The organism is Streptomyces sp. NPDC032721, assembly GCF_055579625.1.
The window spans coordinates 41,150-63,710 of sequence record NZ_JBVIMX010000018.1 but is presented as its reverse complement, the minus strand read 5'-3'; the positions used below and the strand labels follow the sequence as shown (position 1 = coordinate 63,710).

The window sequence follows — 22,561 nt, the reverse complement described above, 5'->3', positions numbered from 1 at the left end:
CCGCGTAGCGCACGCCCCCCTGTGCTCCTACGCTCGAAGAGACAGGCGCGCACGCGCATCCGACGACGTACGCGCCGGAAAGGCGGAACACCATGACGCACGTGGACCCGACCGACCCGGACACCTACGACGCCGAACAGCCGGAGGAAAGCCCCGCGCTCCCGGACGGGACCCCCGCGGGCACCCCCGGCGCCATCCCGCAGGCCGATCCCGCCGACACCGCCGAGCAGCACACCGACGTGACCCCGGAGCCCGGCGATCCACAGCCCTCCTTCGACCCCGGCGCCGCGACCGAGGCGGACGCAGCCGAGCAGGCACGCATCGTGACCGTGGAGGACGACGACTACCGCTGAGCCCGCGATCACCCTTCACGCGGTGTCCGCTCCGTGAAATTCTGCGTCCGCACCGCGCACACACGGGTTACTCAAAAGTACGATGGCCGCCGCGGCGCACATCACACGGAACAGCCGTGCGGTGAGAGGTCCGTGAACAGGAAAGACATGGGAGGCGGCGTGACAGCCACCGAGCAGACAGAGGCGGCACGCCCACGCGGCACCCGCCTGCCGCGCCGGGCCCGACGTCAACAGCTGCTGGGCGCAGCGCAGGAAGTCTTCGTCGCGCAGGGGTACCACGCGGCGGCGATGGACGACATCGCCGAGCGTGCGGGCGTCAGCAAGCCGGTGCTCTACCAGCACTTCCCCGGCAAGCTGGAGCTCTACCTGGCACTCCTCGACCAGCACTGCGAGTCGCTCCTGCAAGCGGTCCGCACCGCCCTGGCGTCGACCACCGACAACAAGCTGCGCGTCGCGGCCACCATGGACGCCTACTTCGCGTACGTACAGGACGAGGGCGGTGCCTTCCGGCTGGTCTTCGAATCGGACCTGACCAATGAGCCCGCCGTGCGCGAGCGAGTGGACCGGGTCTCGCTCCAGTGCGCCGAGGCGATCAGTGAGGTCATCGCGGAGGACACCGGGCTGTCCAAGGACGAGTCGATGCTGCTCGCCGTGGGCCTGGGCGGGGTGTCCCAGGTGGTGGCCCGCTACTGGCTGTCCAGCGGCAGCACCATCCCGCGCGAGACGGCGGTCCAGCTGCTGACCTCGCTGGCCTGGCGGGGCATCGCGGGCTTCCCGCTGCACGGCACCGACCAGAGCTGAGGCGCTCCCGCCCCGGCCGGCGAAGTGCCGTGTTCGCTCCCGGCGTGGCCCGGGAGAGCAGATCACGTCCCCTCACCGGGCTAATGTGGCGGGACGTACGGCGCGGGGCGACCGCGCCGACCAGATCGTCGGAGGGACATAGCCGTGGAGGTCAAGATCGGCGTGCAGCACGCACCCCGGGAGATCGTTCTGGAGAGCGGGCAGTCTGCCGAGGAGGTCGAGCGCGCGGTGGCCGACGCGCTGGCCGGCAAGGCACAGCTGCTCACTCTGAACGACGACAAGGGCCGCAGGGTCCTGGTGCCGGCGGACCGGATCGCCTACGTGGAGATCGGTGAGCCGGCCCAGCGTCGAGTGGGCTTCGGCGCCCTCTAGTACGCGAGTACGCGAAGTACGCACGACCACAACGGCCCGGCGGGAGCGATCCCGCCGGGCCGTTCTGCGTTCCGCGTTCCGCGCTCTGCGTTCCGCACTCCGCGTTCGCCTTCTGTGCACGGTCTGTTCGTATGCCTGCACGCCCGGGGAGGGTTGCGTTCCGCACCCCCCGGGTAAGACGGGCTACGACCCATTTGCCCCCGTTGCAGTCCAGGAGGGAATCGCGTTGATCTGGGAAGCGCTCGGCTCCGTCATCCTCGGCCTCGCCCTCGGCTGGACCGCCGTGTCCAAGCTCCCCGACCGGCTGCCGCCCCGCCCGCACGTTCTGACGGCGGGTCTGCTGGGCGCGCTCTTCGGTGCCTGGCTCACGCACACGGCGGTCGGCCCCGGCCATCTGCTGGTCACCCTGCTCGGCGCGGTCGCGGTGGGCGCCGTCACCCTCTCCCTGCTCCTGCGCCCCACGGGCCGCGTCCGGCGCAGGTCAGCGGCGGCGTAGCTCCGGCTGCGCCGCCTGCCGGAGCCACCGCGTCGCGGACCGCCGGTCGCTAGGCGGCCAGGCCCAGCGCCGCCATCCGCTTGGTGTGTGCCTCGGTGATACGGGAGAACATCCGGCCGACCTCCGCGAGGTCGAAGCCGTCCGCCACCCCGCCCACCAGCATCGTCGACAGCGAGTCGCGCTCGGCGACCACGCGCTGCGCCTGCGAGAGCGCCTCGCCCATCAGCCGCCGCGCCCACAGCGCGAGCCGTCCGCCGACCCGGGGGTCGGCCTCGATGGCGGCGCGCACCTTCTCCACGGCGAAGTTGCCGTGCCCGGTGTCGTCGAGGACGGCGAGCACCAGCGAGCGAGTGTCGGTGTCCAGGCGGGCGGCGACCTCGCGGTAGAAGTCACTGGCGATCGAGTCGCCGACGTACGCCTTGACCAGGCCCTCCAGCCAGTCGGACGGGGCCGTCAGGTGGTGGAAGTCGTCGAGCGGCTTGGCGAAGGGCTGCATCGCGGCGGTCGGCTCGGTGTCGATCGCCGACAGCCGGTCGCGCAGCCGCTCGAAGTGGTGGAACTCGGCGGAGGCCATCTTCGCCAGCGCCGCCTTGTCGCCCAGCGTCGGCGCCAGCTTGGCGTCCTCGGCGAGCCGCTCGAAGGCCGCCAGCTCGCCGTACGCGAGGGCGCCCAGCAGGTCCACGACCGCGGCGCGGTACGTCGGCTCCACGGAGGCGGTCGCCCAGTCCTGGGCGGCGATGCCGGTGGGCTCGGGGGCGGATTCTGCGGGGGTTTCGGCGGGGGTTGCGGCGGGGGTGTCAGGCGTCTCCATAAAGCGCACAATAGCGCTCCGCGTCGGTAGGACCAGATGACAGCGGTGGCCCCGGGACCACCTGGTCAGCGACCGCCCGATACACCTCCGCCCCACCATTCCTACGAATTCACCCAACACACATGCGCGAATCCGGGGTACAGTGGTAATGCGCTTGCTGAGCATTCATGCCGTACGCACTCCGGTTCGTACGCGCCTGAGCAAGCCATCCGAATGAGGATGCCCGGTCGGTGGCCCGATCGGCTCCGACCCGACAGCCCTCCGTGCGGGCGGTGCACAAGCATCACCGCAGACGAGGGAACCCTCAGCGGCACGAGCGCTAGAGCAATGGCAGTGGTCCCGCGCCACCTGGTCCTCCCAAGGCCGGATGAAACCCCAGGCACGGTACGACCCACGTTGTTCGCGTCATGTCGCGTCTCACAGAAGAGGCAGCACCCTGACTACGTTCCGAGACCTCGGGATCCTTTCCGAGACGGCCGAAGCCCTAGAGGCGGTCGGCATCACGTCCCCCTTCCCCATCCAGGAGATGACGCTCCCCGTCGCACTTTCGGGCAGCGACGTCATCGGCCAGGCCAAGACCGGTACGGGCAAGACCCTCGGTTTCGGCCTGCCGCTCCTTGAGCGCGTCACCGTCCCCGCGGACGTCGAGGCGGGCCGGGCCAAGCCCGAGCAGCTGACCGACGCCCCGCAGGCCCTCGTCGTCGTACCGACGCGCGAGCTGTGCCAGCAGGTCACCAACGACCTGCTCACCGCCGGCAAGGCGCGCAATGTGCGCGTGCTGGCGATCTACGGCGGCCGTGCGTACGAGCCGCAGGTCGAGGCGCTCAAGAAGGGCGTCGACATCATCGTCGGCACCCCGGGCCGGCTGCTCGACCTGGCCGGACAGAAGAAGCTCGACCTGTCCCACATCCGCGCGCTCGTCCTCGACGAGGCCGACGAGATGCTGGACCTGGGCTTCCTGCCCGACGTCGAGAAGATCATGAAGATGCTGCCGCCCAAGCGTCAGACCATGCTCTTCTCCGCGACGATGCCCGGCGCCGTCATCGGCCTGGCCCGCCGCTACATGACGCAGCCCACGCACATCAGCGCCACCTCGCCCGACGACGAGGGCGCGACCGTCAAGAACATCACGCAGCACGTCTTCCGCGCGCACAACATGGACAAGCCGGAGCTGGTCTCCCGCATCCTCCAGGCCGAGGGCCGCGGACTCGCGATGATCTTCTGCCGTACGAAGCGGACCGCCGCCGACATCGCCGAGCAGCTGGAGAAGCGCGGTTTCGCGTCCGGCGCCGTCCACGGCGACCTCGGCCAGGGCGCCCGCGAGCAGGCGCTGCGCGCCTTCCGCAACGGCAAGGTCGACGTCCTGGTCTGCACCGACGTCGCCGCCCGCGGCATCGACGTCGAGGGCGTCACGCACGTCATCAACTACCAGTCGCCGGAGGACGAGAAGACGTACCTCCACCGGGTCGGCCGCACCGGGCGCGCAGGCGCCAAGGGCATCGCCGTCACCCTCGTCGACTGGGACGACATCCCGCGCTGGAAGCTCATCAACAAGGCGCTGGACCTGCCCTTCGACGAGCCCGAGGAGACGTACTCCACCTCTCCCCACCTCTACGAGATCCTCTCCATCCCGGCCGGCACCAAGGGCATACTGCCCCGGGCCGACCGCACCCGCGCCGGACTGCGCGCGGAAGAGGTCGAGGACCTCGGCGAGACGGGCGGCCGCGGCCGCAAGGCACCGGCGGCCGCTGCCGTGGTGACCGAGGAGCGTCCGGCCCGTACGCGCACGCCGCGTCAGCGCCGTCGTACCCGCGGCGGTTCGGAGCTGGGCGACGCGGTCGAGACCGGGGCCACCGCGGCTCCGGTGACTCCGGCCGCCGACAGCACAGGCCCGGCCGACTCCGCCGCCGTCGAGGCCACGGAGCCGCGTACGCCGCGTCGCCGTCGTCGCACCCGTACCGGCGGCGCGGGCACCGCGGTCGCCGAGGCGCCGGTCGTCACCGAGGCTCCGGCCCCGGCCCCGGCCGACGAGGCTCCGGCCGTCGAGGCTCCGGCGGCGCCCAGGGCCCGCACCCGTACCCGTAAGGCCGCAGCCGCGCCGGTCGAGGCAGCCGAGCCCGTGACCGCCGAGGCCACGGCCACGGAGGTCAAGGCCGCCAAGCCCCGGACCGCCAAGGTCAAGGTGCTGGTCGAGGCCGAGGTCGCCGAGCCCGCCGCCAAGCCCGTCAGGGCCAGGGCGTCGCGCGCCAAGGCAGTCAAGGCCGCAGACCTGTCCGAGGTCGTCGAGGCCCCGGCACGGCCGAGGCTGAAGCGCCCCGTCCGGGCGCGCGTCTCCGCCGAGCCCGAGGTCGACTTCCAGATGGCGCCGATGCCGGAGCCGGAGCCCACCCGGCCGGTGCGCCGCGCGGCCGCCCCGCGCAAGGCCGCCCCCAAGAAGACGGCCGCCAAGGCGTCGGCCCCCGCCACGGAGCCGGAGGGCGACGCGAAGCCGCGCCGCCGCCGCGCCCCGCGCCGCACCACGGAGAGCTGACCCTCTCCCCCGATGGCCCCGCCCTCCCCCACCGGGAGGGCGGGGCCATCGTCGTATCCCCTCCTTCCCGACCCCCGGTAGCCTCGGGGCATGAGTAGGCCGCCCACCTTCACCCCACCCCCCGGCGTCCAAGCCGTCCCCCTGCGCACCGAACGCGGCACCTTCGCCGCGCTCGAAGCGGGACCCGCCGCCGCGCCCCACGGCACCGTGCTCCTGCTGCCCGGTTTCACCGGCAGCAAGGAGGACTTCATCGCGATGCTGGCCCCGCTGGCCCTGGCGGGCTACCGCGCCGTCGCGGTCGACGGACGTGGCCAGTACGAGTCGACGGGCCCGGCGGACGACGAATCCCCTTACGCCCAGGCCGAGTTGGCGAAGGACGTATTCGCCCAGGCAGCAGCACTCGGCAGTACCCCCACCCCCATACACCTCGTGGGTCACTCCCTCGGCGGGCAGATCGCCCGCGCCGCCGTGCTCCTCGGCGCCTCGCCGTCGCCCTTCCGGTCGCTGACCCTGATGTCGTCAGGACCCGCCGAGGTCGACCCCTCGCAGCAGGAGAAGATCGCCCTGCTGACGCAGGCCCTCGGTGTGATGTCGATGGGCGAGGTCTGGGACGCGATGCAGGCGATGGAGACCCCCGTACCGGAGGAGACGGACACCGACGGGTACGACAAGGCGCACGAGGAGGCACTCCGGCGCCGCTGGCTGCTCCACAGCCCCGCCCAGCTCGTCGCGACCGGCCGGGGGCTCACTGTCGAACCCGACCGCGTCGCCGAACTGCTCGCCCTGCGCCCGCCCCTGCCGGTGCACGTCGTCTCCGGCACGGTCGACGACACCTGGCCGGTGCCGCTGCTCGACGACATGGCGGTGCGCCTGGGCGCCCACCGCACCGTGATCGAGGGGGCGGGCCACTCCCCCAACACCGACCGCCCGGACGAGACCGTCCGGGCGCTGACCGGCTTCTGGGACCGGCACCGCTGACCGCGAAAGACCGGTCAGTACTGCGACTGGAGGTGCTGCCAGAACCCGTCCCGCAGCGAGCGCCGCAGGTCCGAGTGCCCGCGCAGCGACCGCTGGAGCATCCTCTCGGCCTCCACCAGCAGCTCCTGGTCCACCGGCCCGGGCAGGTACGGCCGCCCCGGCAGCAGTTCTCCGAGCTGCTGCCGGCCGCGTTCGGCCAGCCACTTCGCCGCGATCTGCGCGCCGACGAAGCGCACGTCCTCGCGCGAGGGGGTCGGGCCGTTCTCCTGCTCGTACGTGGTGACCGGCCGGCGCGTGACGTACGGCTTGCAGAAGTCCAGGTCGAAGGTGCGCTGGCTGTCGACCTCCCAGAGCAGCGGCTCGGCCTGGTTGCGGCCGTCGCCCGCCTCGATGCCCCAGAGGTGGACCCGCGCCCCGTACCCCTGTGCCGCCTCGACCGCCGAAACCAGGTCCTCGTCGCCGCCGACGAGTGCCGCGTCGCTGATGGCGCGGTGGCGGGCGAGTGACTCCAGGTCGGTGCGGATGAGGGAGTCGACGCCCTTCTGCTGGTTGTTGGCGTTGAGGTTGCCGAGGCGGACCTTGACGTCGGGGAGTTCGGCGATGGTCTGCTGCTCGGTGGTGTGGATGCGGCGCCGGGCGCCGTCGTACCAGTAGACGCGCAGCAGCCTGCTGTCCGCGAAGATGATGCGGGCCTTGTCGATGAAGGCCTCGATGATCCCTTCCGCGTCCAGGTCGAAGGAGCGCCGGTCCTCGGTGCCGGTGACCAGCAGGCCGGCCGCCGCGTACACGTAGCCGGCGTCGACGAAGATCGCGTGGGTGGAGGGGGTCTTGGCGACCTCCGCGAGCATGCGGGTGAGCAGCGCGTTCGTGCGGTCCAGGCGGTCGGCGAGCGCGGAGATCCGGTCGCTGTCGACCGGGATTCCGGTGGAGCCGTGGAAGCTGTCGGGAGAGCCCGGAGGCTGTGCGTCGTCCATACGGAACCCATTGTCCCGGCCGCCACAGGCCCCGCACAACCGACGGCTCACCGGCATCTCACCAGTACCCCACCGGCGCCTCACCGGCACCCCACCAGCGCCTCGCCGGTTACCTCACCAGCGAGTAGTTAGCCTCGCGAAAATTTTCTTTAGCGTAGGGAATCTTTTCGCGGGGAGGCTCGTTGTACCCGTATGGAACGTGTGGCCACCGCGCCACGCCCACCCCACACATTCACCACAGTTCTCCAGCAGGAGGATCAGACGAAGGGAGAAGCGCGTGCGCTTCGAAATCATGCGCCTGGACGATGTTGACGGCACCGCCGTGGACAGCACCGTCGTGGACGCCGCCTCCGTCAACCGGATCGTGCAGCAGGCCGCTTCCATCGGTCAGCGCATCTACATCCGCCCGGCCGAAACCACGGCCTCGTAACACCGACGACGTACCGACGAAGACCGAGAAAGCGCCCCCGTGCAGTACGTGCACGGGGGCGCTTTCCGTATGCGCGGCTACGGCCGGACCGGCCGTGCGCGGGCTCAGCTGCCCTGGATGACCTGGGTGACCCCGTTGATGATCTGCTGCACGGCCAGCGCGGAGAGCATCATGCCCGCGAGCCTGGTCACCAGCACCACACCGCCCTCCTTGATCACACGGATGATCACCAGCGAGAAGCGCATCGCCAGCCACAGCACCACGTGCATGGCGATGATCGCGGACCAGATCGAGATCTGACCCTTGACCGTACTGGTGTGCTGCACCGCGAGGATCACCGAGACGATCGCACCGGGCCCGGCGAGCAGCGGCATGCCCAGCGGTACGAGGGCGACGTTGACGTCCTTCGTCTGGGTCGGCTCCTCGTTCTTGCCGGTGAGCAGGTCGAGCGCGATGAGCAGCAGGAGGAGCCCGCCCGCGATCATCAGGGCGGGGGTGGAGATGTGCAGATAGTCGAGGATCTGCTGGCCGACGACGCCGAAGACGGCGATCACGCCGAAGGCGACGGCCACCGCCTGCCAGGCCATCCGGCGCTGCACCTTGGCGGGCCGGCCGGAGGTCAGGCCGAGGAAGATCGGGGTGATCCCAGGGGGGTCCATAATCACGAAAAGCGTGAGAAAGAGGGATCCGAAGACAGCGAAGTCGAACACAGTGAGGCCTTGCAGGAGGGGACCGTGCCGGTGCGCGGCGGGCGCACGGGCACGATTCGGGTACGGAACATGAGGGTTGTCGGCCCGTACCGACGCCGGTGGGGCGGTCGTCGGGCCGCAGGGGCGCCGGAGGTCGTGCGGTCCGGCGCCGGGAGGTGCGCCGTGGGCCCGGGAGGGCTCAGGCGCGCGGGCGTCCACCCGCGCCGGGCACCGGGAAGGCGCCGGTCGCACGCCGCGTGATCTCGCCGTACACGTCGGGGTGCGTGGTGTACTCCCCGAGCCTTACGGTCTTGCGGCTGCCGTGGTAATCGCTGGAGCCGGTGACGAGCAGCCCGTGTTCGGCGGCGAAGGCCCGCAGCCGGGCGCGGTCGGACTCGTCGTGGTCCATGTGGTCGACCTCGATGCCGTCGAGGCCGGCCGCCGCCAGCTCGGCTATCGAGGCCAGGGGTACGGTGTCGCCGCGCTTGGCGGCGCCGGGGTGCGCGAAGACGGTGACCCCGCCCGCGGCCTTGACCAGGCGGATCGCGGTGAAGGGGTCCGTCTCGTGCTTGTCGACGTACGCCCGGCCGTCGTTGGCCAGCCACTGGGAGGTGAAGGCGTCGGAGACGGTCTCCACGACGCCCAGCTCGACGAGGGCCTCGGCGATGTGCGGACGGCCCAGGGAGGCGTCGCCGGCGATCCGGGCCACCTGCTCCCAGGTGACCGGCACGCCGAGGGCCTGGAGCTTGGCGACCATGCCCTGTGCGCGCGGCACCCGGTCGTCGCGGACCAGCTCGCGCTCGCGGGCGAACTCGGGCTCGTCGGGGTCGAAGAGGTACGCCAGCATGTGCATGCCCGTACCGTCCAGGCGGCAGGAGAGCTCGGCGCCGGTGACGAGGGTGAGGCCCTCGGGCAGCGCGTCGATCGCTTCCGCGTGGCCGCGCACCGAGTCGTGGTCGGTGAGCGCGACGACGTCGAGCCCGGCCGCGGCGGCGTTGCGCACCAGCTCGGCGGGGGTGTCGGTGCCGTCGGATGCCGTGGAGTGGGTGTGCAGGTCGATGCGCACGACGCTTACTCCAGGGGCAGGGCGGACGGAAGGGACGCGTCAAGAGTAACGGGGATTCGAACATCCCCAGGTCAAGCGGCGCTCCCGGCCTGCGCTACGCCAGGATCCGCGGCGAGAGCGCCCCGCACGGCAGCAGTTCGACCTCCGCGCCCGCGTCGCGCAGGTCGGTCAGGACGAGTTCGTCGTACATCAGCAGGCCCGACTGTTCCGGCCAGACGATCGCCCAGAGCCACAGCCCGCGCGCCTCGCCCGCGAAGACCGCGCGGTCCGCCGGCGTACCGGAGACGTGCCACAGGGGGGTGGGGCGGCCGGCCGCGAGGACCTTGGTGACCGGGGGTTTCTCCATGGCGATGTGGGCGCCGGGGTCGGGGCCGTCGATGCCCGCGTAGCGCGCACCGAGGCCGACGCCCAGTTCCTCGGCGACGAGCAGCAGTTCACCGAAGCCGCCGAGCGGGCCCGGGCCCGAGCACGCGACGGCGGTGGCCCGGCCGCCGCTGCGGTCGTCGCCCGCGTACGCCACGCCGCTGAACAGCCAGCCCACCGGCAGCGGCCACGGCATCCAGATCGGCACCCGGGCGCGGTTCACCGCGACCGCCAGTGCCTCGACGCTGGGCGGCAGCACCGGTTGGAGCGGGTGTACGGCCCCGTGCGCGGAGCACTGCCAGGTATCGGCAAAGAGACCGGGCGCCCTGACCCGGCCTCCGCACTTCGGGCAACTGGGTTCGCCCCTCATAGCGCCCAACAGTCCTCCCCGGTCGACGCCGCGTCAAGGACGATCACCCGTCCGGCGCGCGCCGCTTTCCGGCGCTCCCAGGAACTCTCCCCAGCCCTTCCACCGGCCAAAACTAGATGTAGCTTGCATTCATTAGCCGACCTAACTTATTGTTTGTATATCGCAACGATCTGGCGGAGAACAGCGGAGAACAGGAGACGCCATGCAGCAGGGCGGGACCGAGACAGAGAGCAAGCCGGGGGGCGAGGGAGCCGACCCCTTCGACGAGGGCGCGGGCAGCATCCTGCGCCAGCCGAAGGCGGTCTGGGCGACGGCCGGCGCGTCCGTCGTCGCGTTCATGGGCATCGGTCTCGTCGACCCGATCCTGCCCTCCATAGCCAAGGGCCTGAGCGCCACCCCGAGCCAGGTCTCCCTCCTCTTCACCTCGTACTTCCTGATCACCGCGGTCGCGATGCTCGTCACCGGCTTCGTCTCCAGCCGGATCGGCGGCAAGAAGACGCTGCTGCTCGGCCTCGCCCTGGTGATCGTCTTCGCCGCGCTCTCCGGGACCTCCTCCTCCGTCGGCGAGCTGGTCGGCTTCCGGGCCGGCTGGGGACTGGGCAACGCCCTCTTCGTCTCGACCGCGCTCGCCGTGATCGTCGGTGCGGCGGCCGGGGGCAGCGCCGCCGCGATCCTGCTGTACGAGTCGGCGCTCGGCCTCGGCATGGCGTGCGGTCCGCTGCTCGGGGCGGCGCTCGGCAACGCCAGCTGGCGCTACCCGTTCTTCGGCACGGCCGCGCTGATGGCGATCGGCTTCCTGTGCATCACCGTGTTCCTGAGGGAACAGCCCAGGCCCGCGAGGAAGACGTCCCTGCTCGACCCGGTCAGGGCGCTCGGCCACGGCGGCCTGGCCTCCGTCGCCGCCTCGTCCTTCTTCTACAACTACGCGTTCTTCACCGTGCTGGCCTTCACGCCGTTCGTGCTGGACATGACCCCGTACAAGTCGGGCGCGGTCTTCTTCGCCTGGGGTCTGCTGCTCGCCGTCTTCTCCGTGCTGGTCGCCCCGCGCATGCAGGAACGCTTCGGCTCGCTGAAGGTGCTGGGCGGCTCACTGGTCCTCCTCGCCGCCGACCTGCTGGTCCTCGGGTACGGAAACCACACCGCGGCCATCGTCTGCACGATCGTCTCCGGCGCCTTCATCGGCGTGAACAACACCGTCTACACGGAGCTGGCGCTCGGCGTCTCGGACGCGCCGAGGCCGGTGGCGAGCGCGGGCTACAACTTCGTCCGCTGGTTCGCGGCGGCCGCCGCCCCGTTCCTGGCGCCGAAGATCGAGGAGTGGAGCGACATCCACATCCCGTTCGTGGTCGCGGCCGTCACGGCGGTGCTCGGCGCGGTGGTCGTCCTCGTACGCCGCAAGGCCCTCACCCACGAGGCGCAGGAGCTCCGGCCGGTGCACGCCACCGAGGACGGCGTCACGGTCTTCGCCAACTGAGCCGACTGAGCCGACTGAGCCGACTGAGCCAACCGACCGGCCGGGGGCGGGTGTTTCCCGGGTGTTGCCCGTTTCCCGTCGCGGTGGGCGACGGCGGGGATCTCGACAGGGGGACGGGCCGGACCCCACCTTCGTACCGGCAGGACACCGGACTCCTGCCGGTCCGAAGGCATGAAGGGGAAGACCATGTTCCAGCGCAGGAAGCTGTTCAGCGCACTGGCCGCCGCGGTACTGACCGCGGGACTCGCCGTGAGTACGGCGGAGGCTTCGGCGCCGGCCGCCGCGCCTTCGGCCGCCGCGCCGTCGGTCGCCCGCGACTGCGGGTACTACTACGGCACGCAACTCACCGTCCGGGGCAACACCGGTGACCGGGTCCGCGAGGTGCAGTGCCTGCTGATCTCGTGGGGCTTCGGGGTGGGACCGCAGGGCGTGGACGGGAAGTTCGGCGCCAACACCGAGGGCGCGGTACGCCAGTTCCAGGAGTGGTACGGAGGACTCGCCGTCGACGGCAAGGTGGGCGTGAACACCTGGTCCGCCCTCCGCAGCTGACGGGACCAACGACGTACTGTGGCCGCCGCCCCGTGCAGAGGGGCGGCGGCCACAGGGGCGATATCCGGCCCAATTCCCGGGGTCGTTCCCGGCCCGTTTCCCGGACCGGTTCTCAGTCCAGCGGGACGCCCGCGCGCAGCGGGTCGCGGAGGTCCGTGCCGTGGGCGAGCCAGCGCTCCTGGAGTTCCTGCGCCCCCTTCACCCGCTTCCACGCCGCCTCGTTGGCCGTCATCGGCAGCAGCGGCAGGAAGCGCACCGGGTCCATCGGGGCGTCCAGTTCCAGGTCCTCGACCAGGCCCCCGCCCTCCGCCACCAGCACCGAGCCGAAGGGCGCCCCCGGCCACAGCGGCTCCCCCACGTCCAGCGAGGCGCCGGGAGCCACGACCAGCCCCTCCACCTGCGGAGACGCGGCCAGTACGGCCAGCGGCCGCAGCACCTTGTCGGTGTCCGCGAGCCCCGCCCGTACCGACAGGACCAGCTCGGCGCGCGGCCCCTTCACCGGGTCGGCGAGCGCCGCCGTGGGGTCGGTCATCGGGTTCGCGGACATGCCGAGGGTCGCGTACCTGACGATGTCGCCGTCCAGGAATCGCAGCACCTCGACGCGGTCGGTACCGAGGAACGTGACCGCGGCGCGCGCGTCCGGTTCGCCCAGAGTCGTCCGCAGTCGGGCTTCTACCAGCGCAAGAACATCTCCCATGGTCCGCGAGCATAGGCCGCGTATGGAACGGGCAAAGGTGGGGCTTGACGGGGGTTGACACCGAAGGCGGCTGGTAACCTGGGCCGCTGGTCGGGGCAGTCCGGAGCAACGCTTCAGCGTGGGGCGACGGCGCTACTTTTTCGAGCCCCTGACGACACGTCGTCCCCCAAGGGGGACCGGCCGGAGGAGGTGGGGCTGCGGTGGATCGAAGTCGACCCGGTAGTACCAACCGCTCTTCCGCACCACTTCCGCATCTCGCGGTCTGAGGCCTCGTACCCGGCCCTCGGAGCACCGAAACCACACCGGAACCGCTCGGTGGCCCTTCGGTTCCCGTTGCGTCTCGCACGACGGAAGAGCACTTCAACCTCACCTGATTTGCCTGATCCGTGTCTGAGCGAACGCCGTCACCGCGTCCTCGCGGTGCCGCCCGCTTTGCCGACGTGCGCCCCGCCACAGCGCTGTGGCTCCGTACGTCTCCATTCCGGGCAGTGCCACGCCACGCAGACGGCTTCTTTGCGAAGGAGCCCGCCATGTCGATGATCCGTGACCTGCGCGCAGTCGTACGTCCCTCGCTGCGCAAGAGCCCCACCGTCTACACCAACTACGACGCCACCCGCGACCACTCCGCCTCCAGCGCGGTCGTCGACTGCGCGGTCTACCGCGACGGCCGCCGGATGAAGGAGTGCACCACCCCGCACGAGGCGATGATCCGCGTACGGGAGTCCGGCGGCTTCGCCTGGATCGGTCTGCACGAGCCGACCGAGGCCGAATTCGCCGGTATCGCCGCCGAGTTCGGACTGCACCCGCTCGCCGTGGAGGACGCGGTGCACGCGCACCAGCGGCCGAAGCTGGAGCGCTACGACGACACCCTGTTCACCGTCTTCAAGACGATCCACTACGTCGAGCACGCCGAGCTGACCGCCACCAGCGAGGTCGTGGAGACCGGCGAGGTCATGTGCTTCACCGGGCCGGACTTCGTGATCACCGTCCGGCACGGCGGCAAGGGCTCGCTGCGCGCGCTGCGCCACCGCCTCCAGGACGACCCGGAGCTGCTCGCCAAGGGCCCGTCCGCCGTCCTGCACTCCATCGCCGACCACGTCGTCGACGGGTACATCGCGGTCGCCTCCGCCGTCCAGGACGACATCGACGAGGTCGAGATCGATGTGTTCTCCGCCCCCTCGAAGGGCAGTTCGCGCGGCGCGGACGCGGGCCGGATCTACCAGCTCAAGCGCGAGGTGCTGGAGTTCAAGCGGGCGGTGGCCCCGCTGCTGCGCCCGATGCAGCAGCTCTCCGAGCGCCCGATGCGGCTGGTCGACCCCGACATCCAGAAGTACTTCCGCGACGTGGCGGACCACCTGGCCCGGGTCCACGAGCAGGTCGTCGGCTTCGACGAGCTCCTCAACTCCATCCTCCAGGCCAACCTCGCGCAGGCGACCGTCACCCAGAACGAGGACATGCGCAAGATCACCTCGTGGGCGGCGATCATCGCCGTCCCCACGATGATCTGCGGTGTGTACGGCATGAACTTCGACTACATGCCCGAGACGCACTGGAAGTACGGGTACGGCATGGTCATCGGCGGCATCGTGGTGGTCTGTGTGACCATCCACCGCCTGCTGAAGCGCAACGGCTGGCTGTGACGGCCTCCCGGCAGAGGGAGGGCTTCGCCGCCCACCCCCTACTCTTGCCCCATGTCGCAGACTCCTCTCCTCGACCGGACCCTCATCGAGGAGGCCACCAAGAAGTCCGGCCTCGTCTGGGTCCGGGGCACCGGCCCCGCCCGCGCCCTCTGGCACGTCTGGCTGGACGGCGCGGCCCATCTGCTCGGTGACGGTCCGGGCGAGCAGCCGTTCCCCGGCCTCGCCGACGGGTCCGTCGCCGAGGTCACCGTACGGAGCAAGGACAAGGGCGGCCGGCTGGTCACCTGGACGGCCGTCGTACGGGAGCTGACCGCGGGCACCGAGGAGTGGGACGCGGCCGTCGCCGAGCTCAAGGGCAAACGGCTGAACGCCCCCGACGCCGAGCGGATGACGGAGCGCTGGGCCCGCGAGTGCCGGGTGCTGCGGCTGACCCCGCAGGGCCCGCCCGGCGCGCTGCCCGACGGCTCCCTGGCGGCCGTACCGCTGCCGACGGCGGCCACCACCCGGCAGCCCGCACCGGCGGGCCTGCCCAAGCTGCTCCTGAAGCGCGGGGGCCGGAAGAAGAGGTAGTCGCGAGGTGGCGGTGACGGACCTGCTAGTCGCTGGTGCGCGGGAGTTTGCCGCCGTAGTCGACGGTCATCTCCTTGGGCGGTGCGGACAGCGGGAAGTCCTTGTCCCAGTCCGTCAGCTGGACCACTCCGGCCCCGCCCGCGCGGGCGAGCCGCAGCGGGTAGGGCTTCTTCTCCAGGGAGACGTCGAGTGCGCCGCCCTCGCCCTCGGCGCCGCCGACGACCTTGATGGTGCGCATTCCGGCGATCTTCTCGCGGTCGCCCTTGCCGAGTTCGCCGTTGAGGCCGAGCAGCCCGTCGAGCAGGACCTGCTTGTCGGTGAAGCCCCGGAACTGGTCGTACGCCGGGTCGCCCTGGGGGACCTTGACGTAACGTCCCTCCAGTTTGTCGGCGGCCTCGGCGTCCTCCTTCTCGAAGGTGGCGCCGGGCTTGGTGGCGTCGGCCCGCCAGAAGTCCGCGCCGGCCTTCATGAACAGCTGGTCGTCGATGCGCAGCAGCTCGAAGGTGGAGTCCTTGGTGGTGACGGAGCCGGCCCCGCCGGTGTTCTTCAGGCGCATGTTCAGTTTGTACGTGCCGCCCCGGCTGACGAAGGTGCCGGTGAGCCGGACGGCGGCCGAGGCCTTGGCGGTGGCCCGCGCCTTGTTCTCGATCTCCTTGGCGGTAAGTCTGCCGACCCCGTTTGTCCCCTCGTCCGGGTCCTCGCCACAGCCCGTGAGACCGGCCGCGAGACCTGCGCAGACCGCGCCGACGAGTACGGCCCTGCGTGCCCGGGCGGCCGGGGGGAAAGCGGTCACGGTCGGCACTGCCTCTCCTGCGGGGGGTCCGGGGCGTGGGGTGCGTCCGGTTGGCAGAGGGCAGCGTACCCGGGTCGTCCACGCCCTCGGACAGAGAGCCGTACGGACGCCCGCCGGAGCGTCGTTGATCGCCACGGGCTAGCCTGAAGCCGGTATCCGGCCTATTTGCAGACAATTGAGCGGCCGCTGAATTCCAGCGGCCGGCGAGAGCCCTCACGGGCCCTCACCGGGCAGCACAGCACGAGTCAGCACAGGAGGAGTCGGGATGGCGGCAGGCGCACCACGGGTCTTCGTGTCGCACCTCGCGGGGGTCCCCGTTTTCGACCCCAACGGCGATCAGGTGGGACGGGTGCGCGACCTGGTGGCCATGCTGCGGGTGGGGCGCCGGCCCCCTCGGCTGCTCGGCCTGGTCGTGGAGGTGGTGAGCAGGCGGCGGATCTTCCTGCCGATGACCCGGGTGACCGGTGTGGAGTCCGGCCAGGTCATCACCACCGGTGTGGTCAACATGCGGCGCTTCGAGCAGCGCCCCACCGAGCGCCTGGTGCTCGGCGAGCTGCTCGACCGGCGGGTGCGGCTGGTGGACGGCGACGAGGAGGTCACCGTCCTGGACGTGGCCATCGCGCAGCTCCCGGCCCGCCGCGACTGGGAGATCGACAAGGTCTTCGTACGCAAGGGGAAGGGCGGTGCGCTGCGCCGCAGGGGGGAGACCCTGACGGTCGAATGGTCGGCGGTCACCGGGTTCTCGCTGGAGGAGCACGGGCAGGGCGCGGAGAACCTGATCGCCGCGTACGAGCAGCTGCGCCCCACCGACCTCGCGAACGCCCTGCACCACCTGACCCCCAAGCGCCGCGCCGAAGTGGCCTCCGCCCTGGACGACGACCGGCTGGCCGACGTACTCGAAGAGCTGCCCGAGGACGACTCGATCGAGATCCTCGGCAAGCTCAAGGAGGAGCGGGCGGCGGACGTCCTGGAGGCGATGGACCCCGACGACGCCGCCGACCTGCTGTCCGAGCTGCCGGAGGAGGACAAGGAGCGGCTGCTGACCCTGATGCGGCCGGACGACGCGGCGGACGTACGACGGCTGCTGAGTTACGAGGAGCGGACGGCGGGCGGTCTGATGACGACGGAGCCGATCGTGCTGCGGCCCGACGCGACGGTGGCGGACGCGCTGGCCCGGGTGCGGCAGCAGGACCTCTCCCCCGCGCTGGCGGCGCAGGTGTACGTGTGCCGGCCGCCGGACGAGACGCCGACCGGCAAGTACCTGGGGACGGTGCACTTCCAGCGGCTGCTGCGGGAGCCGCCGGGGACGCTGGTGAGCTCGGTGGTGGAGTCCGACCTCCCGCCGCTCTCGCCGGACACCCCGCTGCCCGCGGTGACCAGCTATCTCGCCGCGTACAACATGGTTTCGGCGGCGGTCGTCGACGAGGGCGGGGCGCTGCTCGGCGCCGTGACCGTCGACGACGTGCTCGACCACCTCCTGCCGGACGACTGGCGGGAGACGGAGTTCCATCCGGGGGGTGTTGTCGGTGGCCGCTGAACGGGGTGGTGAGGGCAGGGAGCGCGCGCGGCCCACGACCGGCGCGAGTGCGGTGCCGCGCGCCTCACGTGTGCGTCTGGATCAGCCGAAGGCGCCGCGCAAGCGCCTGCTGCCCGAGTGGGACCCGGAGGCTTTCGGCCGGGTCTCGGAGAAGATCGCGCGCTTCCTGGGGACCGGGCGGTTCATCGTCTGGATGACCGCGGTGATCATCGTGTGGGTGCTGTGGAACATCTTCGCGCCCAAGGATCTGCGGTTCGACGAATTCCCGTTCATCTTCCTGACCTTGGCGCTGTCGCTCCAGGCTTCGTACGCCGCTCCGCTGATCCTGCTGGCGCAGAACCGGCAGGACGACCGGGACCGGGTCACGCACGAGCAGGACCGCAAGCAGAACGAGCGTTCCATCGCCGACACCGAATACCTCACACGCGAGGTGGCGGCGCTGCGGATGGGCCTCGGCGAGGTCGCCACCCGGGACTGGATCCGTTCCGAACTCCAGGACCTGGTCAAGGAGTTGGAGGAGCGGCGGGCCGTATTCCCGCCCGAGCCGACGGACCGGAGTGACGAAGGCGACCGTTGACGGCCCTTTCCGGGGGCGTCCCGTACCGCCGTAGTATCGGAAGCATGGCTACGGAAGACGCGGTGCTTGAGGCACTGGCGACGGTGAACGACCCCGAGATCCACCGACCGATCACTGAGCTCGGCATGGTCAAATCGGTCGATGTCGGGGCGGACGGTGCGGTTGCCGTCGCGGTCTATCTGACCGTCTCCGGCTGCCCGATGCGGGAGACCATCACCAGCAACGTGCGCGAGGCCGTCGAGCGCGTCGAGGGCGTCACCAGCGTCACCGTCGAGCTGGACGTGATGAGCGACGAGCAGCGCAAGGACCTCGCGAGCGCCCTGCGCGGCGGCACCGCCGAGCGCGAGGTGCCCTTCGCCCAGCCGGGATCGCTGACCCGGGTGTACGCGGTCGCCTCCGGCAAGGGCGGCGTCGGCAAGTCCTCGGTGACGGTCAACCTGGCCGCCGCGATGGCGGCCGACGGCCTCAAGGTCGGTGTGGTCGACGCGGACATCTACGGCCACAGCGTGCCGCGCATGCTGGGCGTCGAGGGCCGTCCCACCCAGGTCGAGGACATGATCATGCCGCCGTCGGCGAACGGCGTGAAGGTCATCTCCATCGGCATGTTCACCCCGGGCAACGCGCCGGTGGTGTGGCGCGGCCCGATGCTGCACCGCGCGCTCCAGCAGTTCCTGGCGGACGTGTTCTGGGGCGACCTGGACGTCCTGCTGCTCGACCTGCCGCCGGGCACCGGTGACATCGCGATCTCGGTCGCCCAGCTCGTGCCGAACGCCGAGATCCTGGTGGTGACGACCCCTCAGCAGGCCGCCGCCGAGGTCGCCGAGCGGGCCGGCTCCATCGCCGTGCAGACCCACCAGAAGATCGTCGGCGTCGTCGAGAACATGTCCGGGATGCCGTGCCCGCACTGCGACGAGATCGTCGACGTGTTCGGTACGGGCGGTGGCGAGCGGGTCGCCGAGGGCCTGACGAAGACGACCGGCGCGACCGTGCCGGTGCTGGGCTCCATCCCCATCGACGTACGGCTGCGCGAGGGCGGCGACGACGGCCGCCCGGTCGTGCTGACCGACCCCGAGTCCCCCGCCGGTGCCGCGCTGCGGGCCATCGCGGGCAAGCTGGGCGGCCGGGCGCGCGGGCTGTCCGGGATGTCGCTGGGGATCACCCCGCGCAACAAGTTCTGACGCTTCTCACGCCGCGCCGAGGGGGCGCCCTCCCACCGGAGGGCGCCCCCTTGGCGTGCTCCGGACGCGCTAGACGTCCTGGGCGTACGCCGTGATGTCCTTGACCACCGAGAAGCCCAGGCCGTACGCGCTCATGCCGCGCCCGTACGCGCCCAGGTGGACGCCCTCGCCGGTGGATCCGGCGAGCACCCAGCCGTACTCCGACTCGCGGTAGTGGAACGACGTCGGGACCCCGTCGACCGGCAGCGAGAGCGCCGACCAGTCCGGTCCTTCCAGGTCGTCGGCCAGCTCGAAGGAGACCTCGATCTGCTGGTCGAGCCAGTTGTCCCGCATCGAGTGGTCGAGCTGTGCGGGCCAGGTCTGCGACAGCAGCCCGGAACCGGCGAGCCAGGCGGCGGAGGACACCGAGGTGGCCTCCAGCGTGCCGGTGCCGTCGCCGCTGCGGCGCACCGGATTGGCGGCGACGGTGACCACCACCGCGAAGCGCTCCTTGTCGGGCCCGTCGTCACCGGCGGCCCGTATCGACGGCTCGTCGCCGTGGCCCACGGCACCGTGCTGCACGGTGCCGTCCGCGGCGGAGGTGACCTGCATCAGCCAGCGCGGCCCGGTGAAGGCCTCGTCCAGGCCGTACCAGGGGAACGGGGCGCGCAGATAGCCGTCGACCGTACGCCGGGCTGCCGGCACCCCTTCCGCGGTGGACCCACCGGGCGCCCCGGAACTTCCCTGCGCCCCTACCCGACTCGTGGTCTCCATCTGCCCGGCCGCCTCCTCTGATCGTCAGGGTCCGGAGCGGCCCGCCCCCCTCGGGCGTCCTGCATGCCGGACAGATGGAGGATAGCCACCCCGGTCCCGCACGGAGGGCAGGGCCGGATGTTGACGCACGTGTTTCCGGGACGGACCGGGGTGAACCGGCCACGGGAGGGGGTGTCGCGGACGCCTCGGGCCAGGTCGCCTCGGGTCGGGTCGCGTCGGGTCAGGTCGCGTCGGGGTCGAACGCCGGGCGGTCGTCCTTGCGGAGGTTCGCCACCGGGGCGTCGGGCTTCTTCACCAGGTCGGCGCCGCCGGCGGGGGCGTCGCTCTTGGTGAGGTCGGCGCGGGTGCCTGCGGAGTCCGGGGTGTCCGAGGGCGTACGGGCGGCCGACGGGGACCGGCCGTTCACCACGTCGGTGACCTCGGCGAGTTCGCCGCGCAGGTCGAAGCTCTCGCGGATCTCCTTGAGGCCGAGGTCGTCCCCGCCGTGCTCCGCCAGCTGCTTGCGGACGAAGGTCTTGGGGTTGAGGTCCTCGAACTCGAAGTCCTTGAACTCCGGGCCCAGCTCGGTGCGGATGTCCTGCTTCGCGCTGTCCGAGAACTCACGGATCTTCCGGATGAAGCGCGTGGTGTCCTGGATCAGCTTCGGCAGCTTGTCCGGGCCGAAGATGAGCACGGCGAGGACCGCGAGCGTCAGCAGCTCAAGTCCGCCTATGTCTGTGAACACCTTGCAGCTCCTTGGATTCTCCGGGCTCGTTCCACGGTACCCGGCCCAGCTGTCCGGACGGTACCTTCAGGTGACACTCGTCTGCCGTCCACGGGACCGTTGGGCGTACGGCCGGTGTCCCGCACCGTACGCCCGGCCCGTCGGCGCCCGGTCAGGAGTCCCCGGCCGAGCCCAGTTCGAGGGACACCTCGCGTTCCTGGTTGTCGCGCCGGACCGTCAGCCGGAGCAGTTCGCCCGGTTTGCGCGAGCGGATCTTGACGATCAGCTCCTCGCCGCTGTGCACCCGCTCGCCGTCGATCCTGGTGATGACGTCGCCCGGCTTGATGCCTGCCTTCGCGCCGGGACCGCCGGGGGTGACCGACGGGGTGTTGTCCGCGCCCTTGGTGCCGACCTGCGCGCCGTCGCCCGCGTACTTCATGTCGAGCGAGACGCCGATCACCGGGTGGGTGGCCCTGCCGGTGTTGATGATCTCCTCGGCGACCCGCTTGGCCTGGTTGATCGGGATCGCGAAGCCCAGACCGATGCTGCCGCCCTGGCCGCCTTCGAGGCCGGAGCCGCTGTCGGGGCCCCGGATGGCGCTGTTGATGCCGATGACCCTGGCCTGGCCGTCGACCAGCGGGCCGCCGGAGTTGCCCGGGTTGATCGGGGCGTCGGTCTGCAGTGCGTCGACGTAGCTGATGTCGCTGCCGTCGCCCTTCTCGCCGCCTGCGGTGATCGGGCGCTGCTTGGCGCTGATGATGCCCGCGGTCACCGTGTTCTGGAGGTCGAAGGGGGCGCCGATCGCCACGACGGGGTCGCCGACCCGGACGTTGTCGGAGTTGCCGAGCGGCAGTGGCTTGAGGCCGGAGACGCCGACGACCTTGACGACGGCGAGGTCGTAGCCGCTGTCCTTGCCGACCAGCTTGGCCTTCGCACTCTCCCCGCTGCTGAAGGTGATGGAGATGACGCCCGAGGTGCCGGCCGGTTCGACGACGTGGTTGTTGGTGAGGATGTGGCCCTGGTTGTCGAGGACGAATCCGGTGCCGGTGCCCTTGCCGCTGCTGCCGCTCACATGGAAGGTGACGACGCTGGGCAGGGCGCTGGCCGCGATGCCCGCGACGGTTTCGGGGGCGCGGTCGCGCGGTGCCTTGTCGGACTGCGGCAGCTTGACCGCACCACCGCTGAACCCGTTGTTCCGCTCGATGTACGCGCCGACGCCGCCGCCGATGCCGCCCGCGAGCAGCGCGATCAGCACCGCCCCGACGACCAGCCCGCCGCGCCCCCGCTTCTTGGCGGGCGGGCCCGCGTACACCAGCGGCTGCTGCGGCGCGGCGCTCCACGGGTCGTAGCTCAGCCACTGCGAGGGCGGGTACTGCTGCTGCGCGGAGTGCGGCGGCTGCGGCGCGCTGTGGCCGGGGGGCGGCGGCTGCGGGTGCGGGGGCGGCGGCGCCTGCGGCGGTACCGGGGTGCCCTGGGCCGGGGTCGGCCGCTGCACCGGCGGTGCCGGTGCCCACGGGCCGGGCCCGCCGTAGGGCGGGGTGCCGTACGGATCGGGGTCGTGCAGGGGCTTGGGGCGCTGCGGCGCGGCTGACTCGGCTCGCTCCCCGCCCGCTCCCCCGCTCCCGGAAGCCACGGGCTCATCGCCCGGGGCGTCGAACTCCGGTGCCGGGCCGGTCGTGGCACGGGCCGTCCCGGAAGCGGGACGGCTCCACCACTTCGCCCGTGGTCCGGCGGGCTTGCCCTCGTCCATGCTCTCCCCGCAACTGCCCTCGGTCCGCCCGGACATCCGTACGGAACCTTCTCTCCGCGCCCGTGGCGGGCACCCCTTCCCTGGATTCAACCAGGTTTGCGATTGCG

General features: G+C 71.4%; 24 protein-coding genes. 14 read left to right on the top strand and 10 right to left on the bottom strand.

The window, feature by feature from the left end; genetic code table 11:
* Positions 1–92 precede the first annotated feature (92 nt).
* The 4 genes from ACZ5PB_RS31915 (at position 93) to ACZ5PB_RS31900 (ending at position 2,022) form a co-directional block, all read left to right on the top strand.
* Entirely contained in the window at positions 93–353 is a 261-nt protein-coding gene (locus ACZ5PB_RS31915) for a hypothetical protein (RefSeq protein WP_468695969.1), read from the top strand.
* A 159-nt stretch (positions 354–512) separates the two neighbouring features.
* A complete protein-coding gene (locus tag ACZ5PB_RS31910; RefSeq protein ID WP_468695967.1) occupies positions 513–1,154 on the top strand; it encodes a TetR/AcrR family transcriptional regulator in 642 nt (213 codons plus the stop codon).
* A gap of 144 nt (positions 1,155–1,298) precedes the next feature.
* Entirely contained in the window at positions 1,299–1,526 is a 228-nt protein-coding gene (locus ACZ5PB_RS31905; protein ID WP_468695965.1) for a DUF3107 domain-containing protein, read from the top strand.
* A 226-nt stretch (positions 1,527–1,752) separates the two neighbouring features.
* Complete coding sequence (locus ACZ5PB_RS31900; protein ID WP_468695963.1) at positions 1,753–2,022, top strand: hypothetical protein; 270 nt, start codon at positions 1,753–1,755, stop codon at positions 2,020–2,022.
* Between the two features lie 49 nt (positions 2,023–2,071).
* Here ACZ5PB_RS31900 and ACZ5PB_RS31895 read toward each other — a convergent pair whose 3' ends face one another.
* Positions 2,072–2,833: a ferritin-like fold-containing protein gene (locus tag ACZ5PB_RS31895; RefSeq protein WP_468695962.1), complete on the bottom strand. Its 762-nt coding sequence runs from the start codon at positions 2,831–2,833 to the stop codon at positions 2,072–2,074.
* Positions 2,834–3,200: 367 nt separating this feature from the next.
* On the opposite strand from ACZ5PB_RS31895, the gene ACZ5PB_RS31890 reads away from it, so the two are divergent.
* Together ACZ5PB_RS31890 and ACZ5PB_RS31885 are read left to right on the top strand one after the other, a co-directional pair.
* Positions 3,201–5,363 carry a DEAD/DEAH box helicase gene (locus ACZ5PB_RS31890; protein WP_468695961.1) on the top strand — a complete coding sequence of 721 codons (2,163 nt, stop codon included), beginning with the start codon at positions 3,201–3,203 and terminating at the stop codon, positions 5,361–5,363.
* 90 nt (positions 5,364–5,453) lie between these two features.
* The gene (locus ACZ5PB_RS31885; protein WP_468695959.1) at positions 5,454–6,341 is read left to right on the top strand and encodes an alpha/beta fold hydrolase; all 888 of its coding nucleotides are present in this window, start codon (positions 5,454–5,456) and stop codon (positions 6,339–6,341) included.
* Positions 6,342–6,355: 14 nt separating this feature from the next.
* Here ACZ5PB_RS31885 and ACZ5PB_RS31880 read toward each other — a convergent pair whose 3' ends face one another.
* Positions 6,356–7,189, bottom strand: a complete 834-nt coding sequence (locus ACZ5PB_RS31880) for an NYN domain-containing protein (RefSeq protein WP_468696168.1) — start codon at positions 7,187–7,189, stop codon at positions 6,356–6,358.
* 403 nt (positions 7,190–7,592) lie between these two features.
* Between ACZ5PB_RS31880 and ACZ5PB_RS31875 the strand changes: the two genes are divergently transcribed.
* Positions 7,593–7,745, top strand: coding sequence for a hypothetical protein (locus ACZ5PB_RS31875; RefSeq protein WP_328396803.1), 153 nt, complete (start codon positions 7,593–7,595; stop codon positions 7,743–7,745).
* Positions 7,746–7,849: 104 nt separating this feature from the next.
* Here the strand turns inward: ACZ5PB_RS31875 and ACZ5PB_RS31870 are convergent, their stop codons facing one another.
* From ACZ5PB_RS31870 to ACZ5PB_RS31860, 3 genes are all read right to left on the bottom strand, one after another.
* A complete protein-coding gene (locus ACZ5PB_RS31870; protein ID WP_468695956.1) occupies positions 7,850–8,455 on the bottom strand; it encodes a MarC family protein in 606 nt (201 codons plus the stop codon).
* 178 nt (positions 8,456–8,633) lie between these two features.
* On the bottom strand, positions 8,634–9,500 hold the full coding sequence (locus tag ACZ5PB_RS31865) for a PHP domain-containing protein (protein WP_468695955.1): 867 nt from the start codon (positions 9,498–9,500) through the stop codon (positions 8,634–8,636).
* Between the two features lie 94 nt (positions 9,501–9,594).
* Entirely contained in the window at positions 9,595–10,233 is a 639-nt protein-coding gene (locus ACZ5PB_RS31860; RefSeq protein WP_468695953.1) for a DUF6758 family protein, read from the bottom strand.
* 202 nt (positions 10,234–10,435) lie between these two features.
* On the opposite strand from ACZ5PB_RS31860, the gene ACZ5PB_RS31855 reads away from it, so the two are divergent.
* Both ACZ5PB_RS31855 and ACZ5PB_RS31850 read left to right on the top strand, forming a co-directional pair.
* Positions 10,436–11,707: an MFS transporter gene (locus tag ACZ5PB_RS31855; protein WP_468695952.1), complete on the top strand. Its 1,272-nt coding sequence runs from the start codon at positions 10,436–10,438 to the stop codon at positions 11,705–11,707.
* A gap of 186 nt (positions 11,708–11,893) precedes the next feature.
* On the top strand, positions 11,894–12,256 hold the full coding sequence (locus ACZ5PB_RS31850; RefSeq protein ID WP_468695950.1) for a peptidoglycan-binding domain-containing protein: 363 nt from the start codon (positions 11,894–11,896) through the stop codon (positions 12,254–12,256).
* 112 nt (positions 12,257–12,368) lie between these two features.
* On the opposite strand, the gene ACZ5PB_RS31845 is transcribed toward ACZ5PB_RS31850, so the two are convergent.
* Complete coding sequence (locus ACZ5PB_RS31845; RefSeq protein ID WP_468695948.1) at positions 12,369–12,953, bottom strand: suppressor of fused domain protein; 585 nt, start codon at positions 12,951–12,953, stop codon at positions 12,369–12,371.
* A gap of 530 nt (positions 12,954–13,483) precedes the next feature.
* Here ACZ5PB_RS31845 and ACZ5PB_RS31840 point away from each other — a divergent pair.
* Positions 13,484–14,593 (top strand): magnesium and cobalt transport protein CorA, encoded by a 1,110-nt coding sequence (locus ACZ5PB_RS31840; RefSeq protein ID WP_468695946.1) that lies wholly within the window; start codon positions 13,484–13,486, stop codon positions 14,591–14,593.
* A 51-nt stretch (positions 14,594–14,644) separates the two neighbouring features.
* The gene (locus ACZ5PB_RS31835) at positions 14,645–15,163 is read left to right on the top strand and encodes a hypothetical protein (RefSeq protein WP_468695945.1); all 519 of its coding nucleotides are present in this window, start codon (positions 14,645–14,647) and stop codon (positions 15,161–15,163) included.
* A gap of 25 nt (positions 15,164–15,188) precedes the next feature.
* Here the strand turns inward: ACZ5PB_RS31835 and ACZ5PB_RS31830 are convergent, their stop codons facing one another.
* Positions 15,189–15,956 (bottom strand): hypothetical protein, encoded by a 768-nt coding sequence (locus ACZ5PB_RS31830; protein ID WP_468695944.1) that lies wholly within the window; start codon positions 15,954–15,956, stop codon positions 15,189–15,191.
* A gap of 265 nt (positions 15,957–16,221) precedes the next feature.
* On the opposite strand from ACZ5PB_RS31830, the gene ACZ5PB_RS31825 reads away from it, so the two are divergent.
* From ACZ5PB_RS31825 to ACZ5PB_RS31815, 3 genes are read left to right on the top strand one after another with little or no spacing between them, the layout of a single operon-like run.
* The gene (locus tag ACZ5PB_RS31825; RefSeq protein ID WP_468695943.1) at positions 16,222–17,493 is read left to right on the top strand and encodes a magnesium transporter MgtE N-terminal domain-containing protein; all 1,272 of its coding nucleotides are present in this window, start codon (positions 16,222–16,224) and stop codon (positions 17,491–17,493) included.
* A complete protein-coding gene (locus ACZ5PB_RS31820) occupies positions 17,483–18,070 on the top strand; it encodes a DUF1003 domain-containing protein (RefSeq protein ID WP_468695942.1) in 588 nt (195 codons plus the stop codon). The genes ACZ5PB_RS31825 and ACZ5PB_RS31820 overlap by 11 nt, the downstream gene beginning before the upstream one ends.
* A gap of 44 nt (positions 18,071–18,114) precedes the next feature.
* Positions 18,115–19,248 (top strand): Mrp/NBP35 family ATP-binding protein, encoded by a 1,134-nt coding sequence (locus tag ACZ5PB_RS31815; protein ID WP_468695941.1) that lies wholly within the window; start codon positions 18,115–18,117, stop codon positions 19,246–19,248.
* A 69-nt stretch (positions 19,249–19,317) separates the two neighbouring features.
* Here ACZ5PB_RS31815 and ACZ5PB_RS31810 read toward each other — a convergent pair whose 3' ends face one another.
* From ACZ5PB_RS31810 to ACZ5PB_RS31800, 3 genes are all read right to left on the bottom strand, one after another.
* Positions 19,318–20,001 carry a hypothetical protein gene (locus ACZ5PB_RS31810; RefSeq protein WP_468695940.1) on the bottom strand — a complete coding sequence of 228 codons (684 nt, stop codon included), beginning with the start codon at positions 19,999–20,001 and terminating at the stop codon, positions 19,318–19,320.
* Positions 20,002–20,221: 220 nt separating this feature from the next.
* On the bottom strand, positions 20,222–20,725 hold the full coding sequence (locus ACZ5PB_RS31805; RefSeq protein ID WP_468695939.1) for a sec-independent translocase: 504 nt from the start codon (positions 20,723–20,725) through the stop codon (positions 20,222–20,224).
* A gap of 151 nt (positions 20,726–20,876) precedes the next feature.
* Complete coding sequence (locus ACZ5PB_RS31800; RefSeq protein ID WP_468696167.1) at positions 20,877–22,454, bottom strand: S1C family serine protease; 1,578 nt, start codon at positions 22,452–22,454, stop codon at positions 20,877–20,879.
* Positions 22,455–22,561: the final 107 nt, after the last annotated feature.

Excerpts from the sequence above, each read along its gene's own strand:
- ACZ5PB_RS31880 (WP_468696168.1), bottom strand. The coding sequence starts at position 7,189 with ATGCTCGCGGAGGTCGCCAAGACCCCCTCCACCCACGCGATCTTCGTC.
- ACZ5PB_RS31915 (WP_468695969.1), top strand. The coding sequence starts at position 93 with ATGACGCACGTGGACCCGACCGACCCGGACACCTACGACGCCGAACAG.
- ACZ5PB_RS31845 (WP_468695948.1), bottom strand. The coding sequence starts at position 12,953 with ATGGGAGATGTTCTTGCGCTGGTAGAAGCCCGACTGCGGACGACTCTG.
- ACZ5PB_RS31890 (WP_468695961.1), top strand. The coding sequence starts at position 3,201 with ATGAAACCCCAGGCACGGTACGACCCACGTTGTTCGCGTCATGTCGCG.
- ACZ5PB_RS31825 (WP_468695943.1), top strand. The coding sequence starts at position 16,222 with ATGGCGGCAGGCGCACCACGGGTCTTCGTGTCGCACCTCGCGGGGGTC.
- ACZ5PB_RS31815 (WP_468695941.1), top strand. The coding sequence starts at position 18,115 with ATGGCTACGGAAGACGCGGTGCTTGAGGCACTGGCGACGGTGAACGAC.
- ACZ5PB_RS31860 (WP_468695953.1), bottom strand. The coding sequence starts at position 10,233 with ATGAGGGGCGAACCCAGTTGCCCGAAGTGCGGAGGCCGGGTCAGGGCG.
- ACZ5PB_RS31810 (WP_468695940.1), bottom strand. The coding sequence starts at position 20,001 with ATGGAGACCACGAGTCGGGTAGGGGCGCAGGGAAGTTCCGGGGCGCCC.
- ACZ5PB_RS31885 (WP_468695959.1), top strand. The coding sequence starts at position 5,454 with ATGAGTAGGCCGCCCACCTTCACCCCACCCCCCGGCGTCCAAGCCGTC.
- ACZ5PB_RS31800 (WP_468696167.1), bottom strand. The coding sequence starts at position 22,454 with ATGGACGAGGGCAAGCCCGCCGGACCACGGGCGAAGTGGTGGAGCCGT.
- ACZ5PB_RS31855 (WP_468695952.1), top strand. The coding sequence starts at position 10,436 with ATGCAGCAGGGCGGGACCGAGACAGAGAGCAAGCCGGGGGGCGAGGGA.
- ACZ5PB_RS31840 (WP_468695946.1), top strand. The coding sequence starts at position 13,484 with ATGTCGATGATCCGTGACCTGCGCGCAGTCGTACGTCCCTCGCTGCGC.
- ACZ5PB_RS31850 (WP_468695950.1), top strand. The coding sequence starts at position 11,894 with ATGTTCCAGCGCAGGAAGCTGTTCAGCGCACTGGCCGCCGCGGTACTG.
- ACZ5PB_RS31835 (WP_468695945.1), top strand. The coding sequence starts at position 14,645 with ATGTCGCAGACTCCTCTCCTCGACCGGACCCTCATCGAGGAGGCCACC.
- ACZ5PB_RS31895 (WP_468695962.1), bottom strand. The coding sequence starts at position 2,833 with ATGGAGACGCCTGACACCCCCGCCGCAACCCCCGCCGAAACCCCCGCA.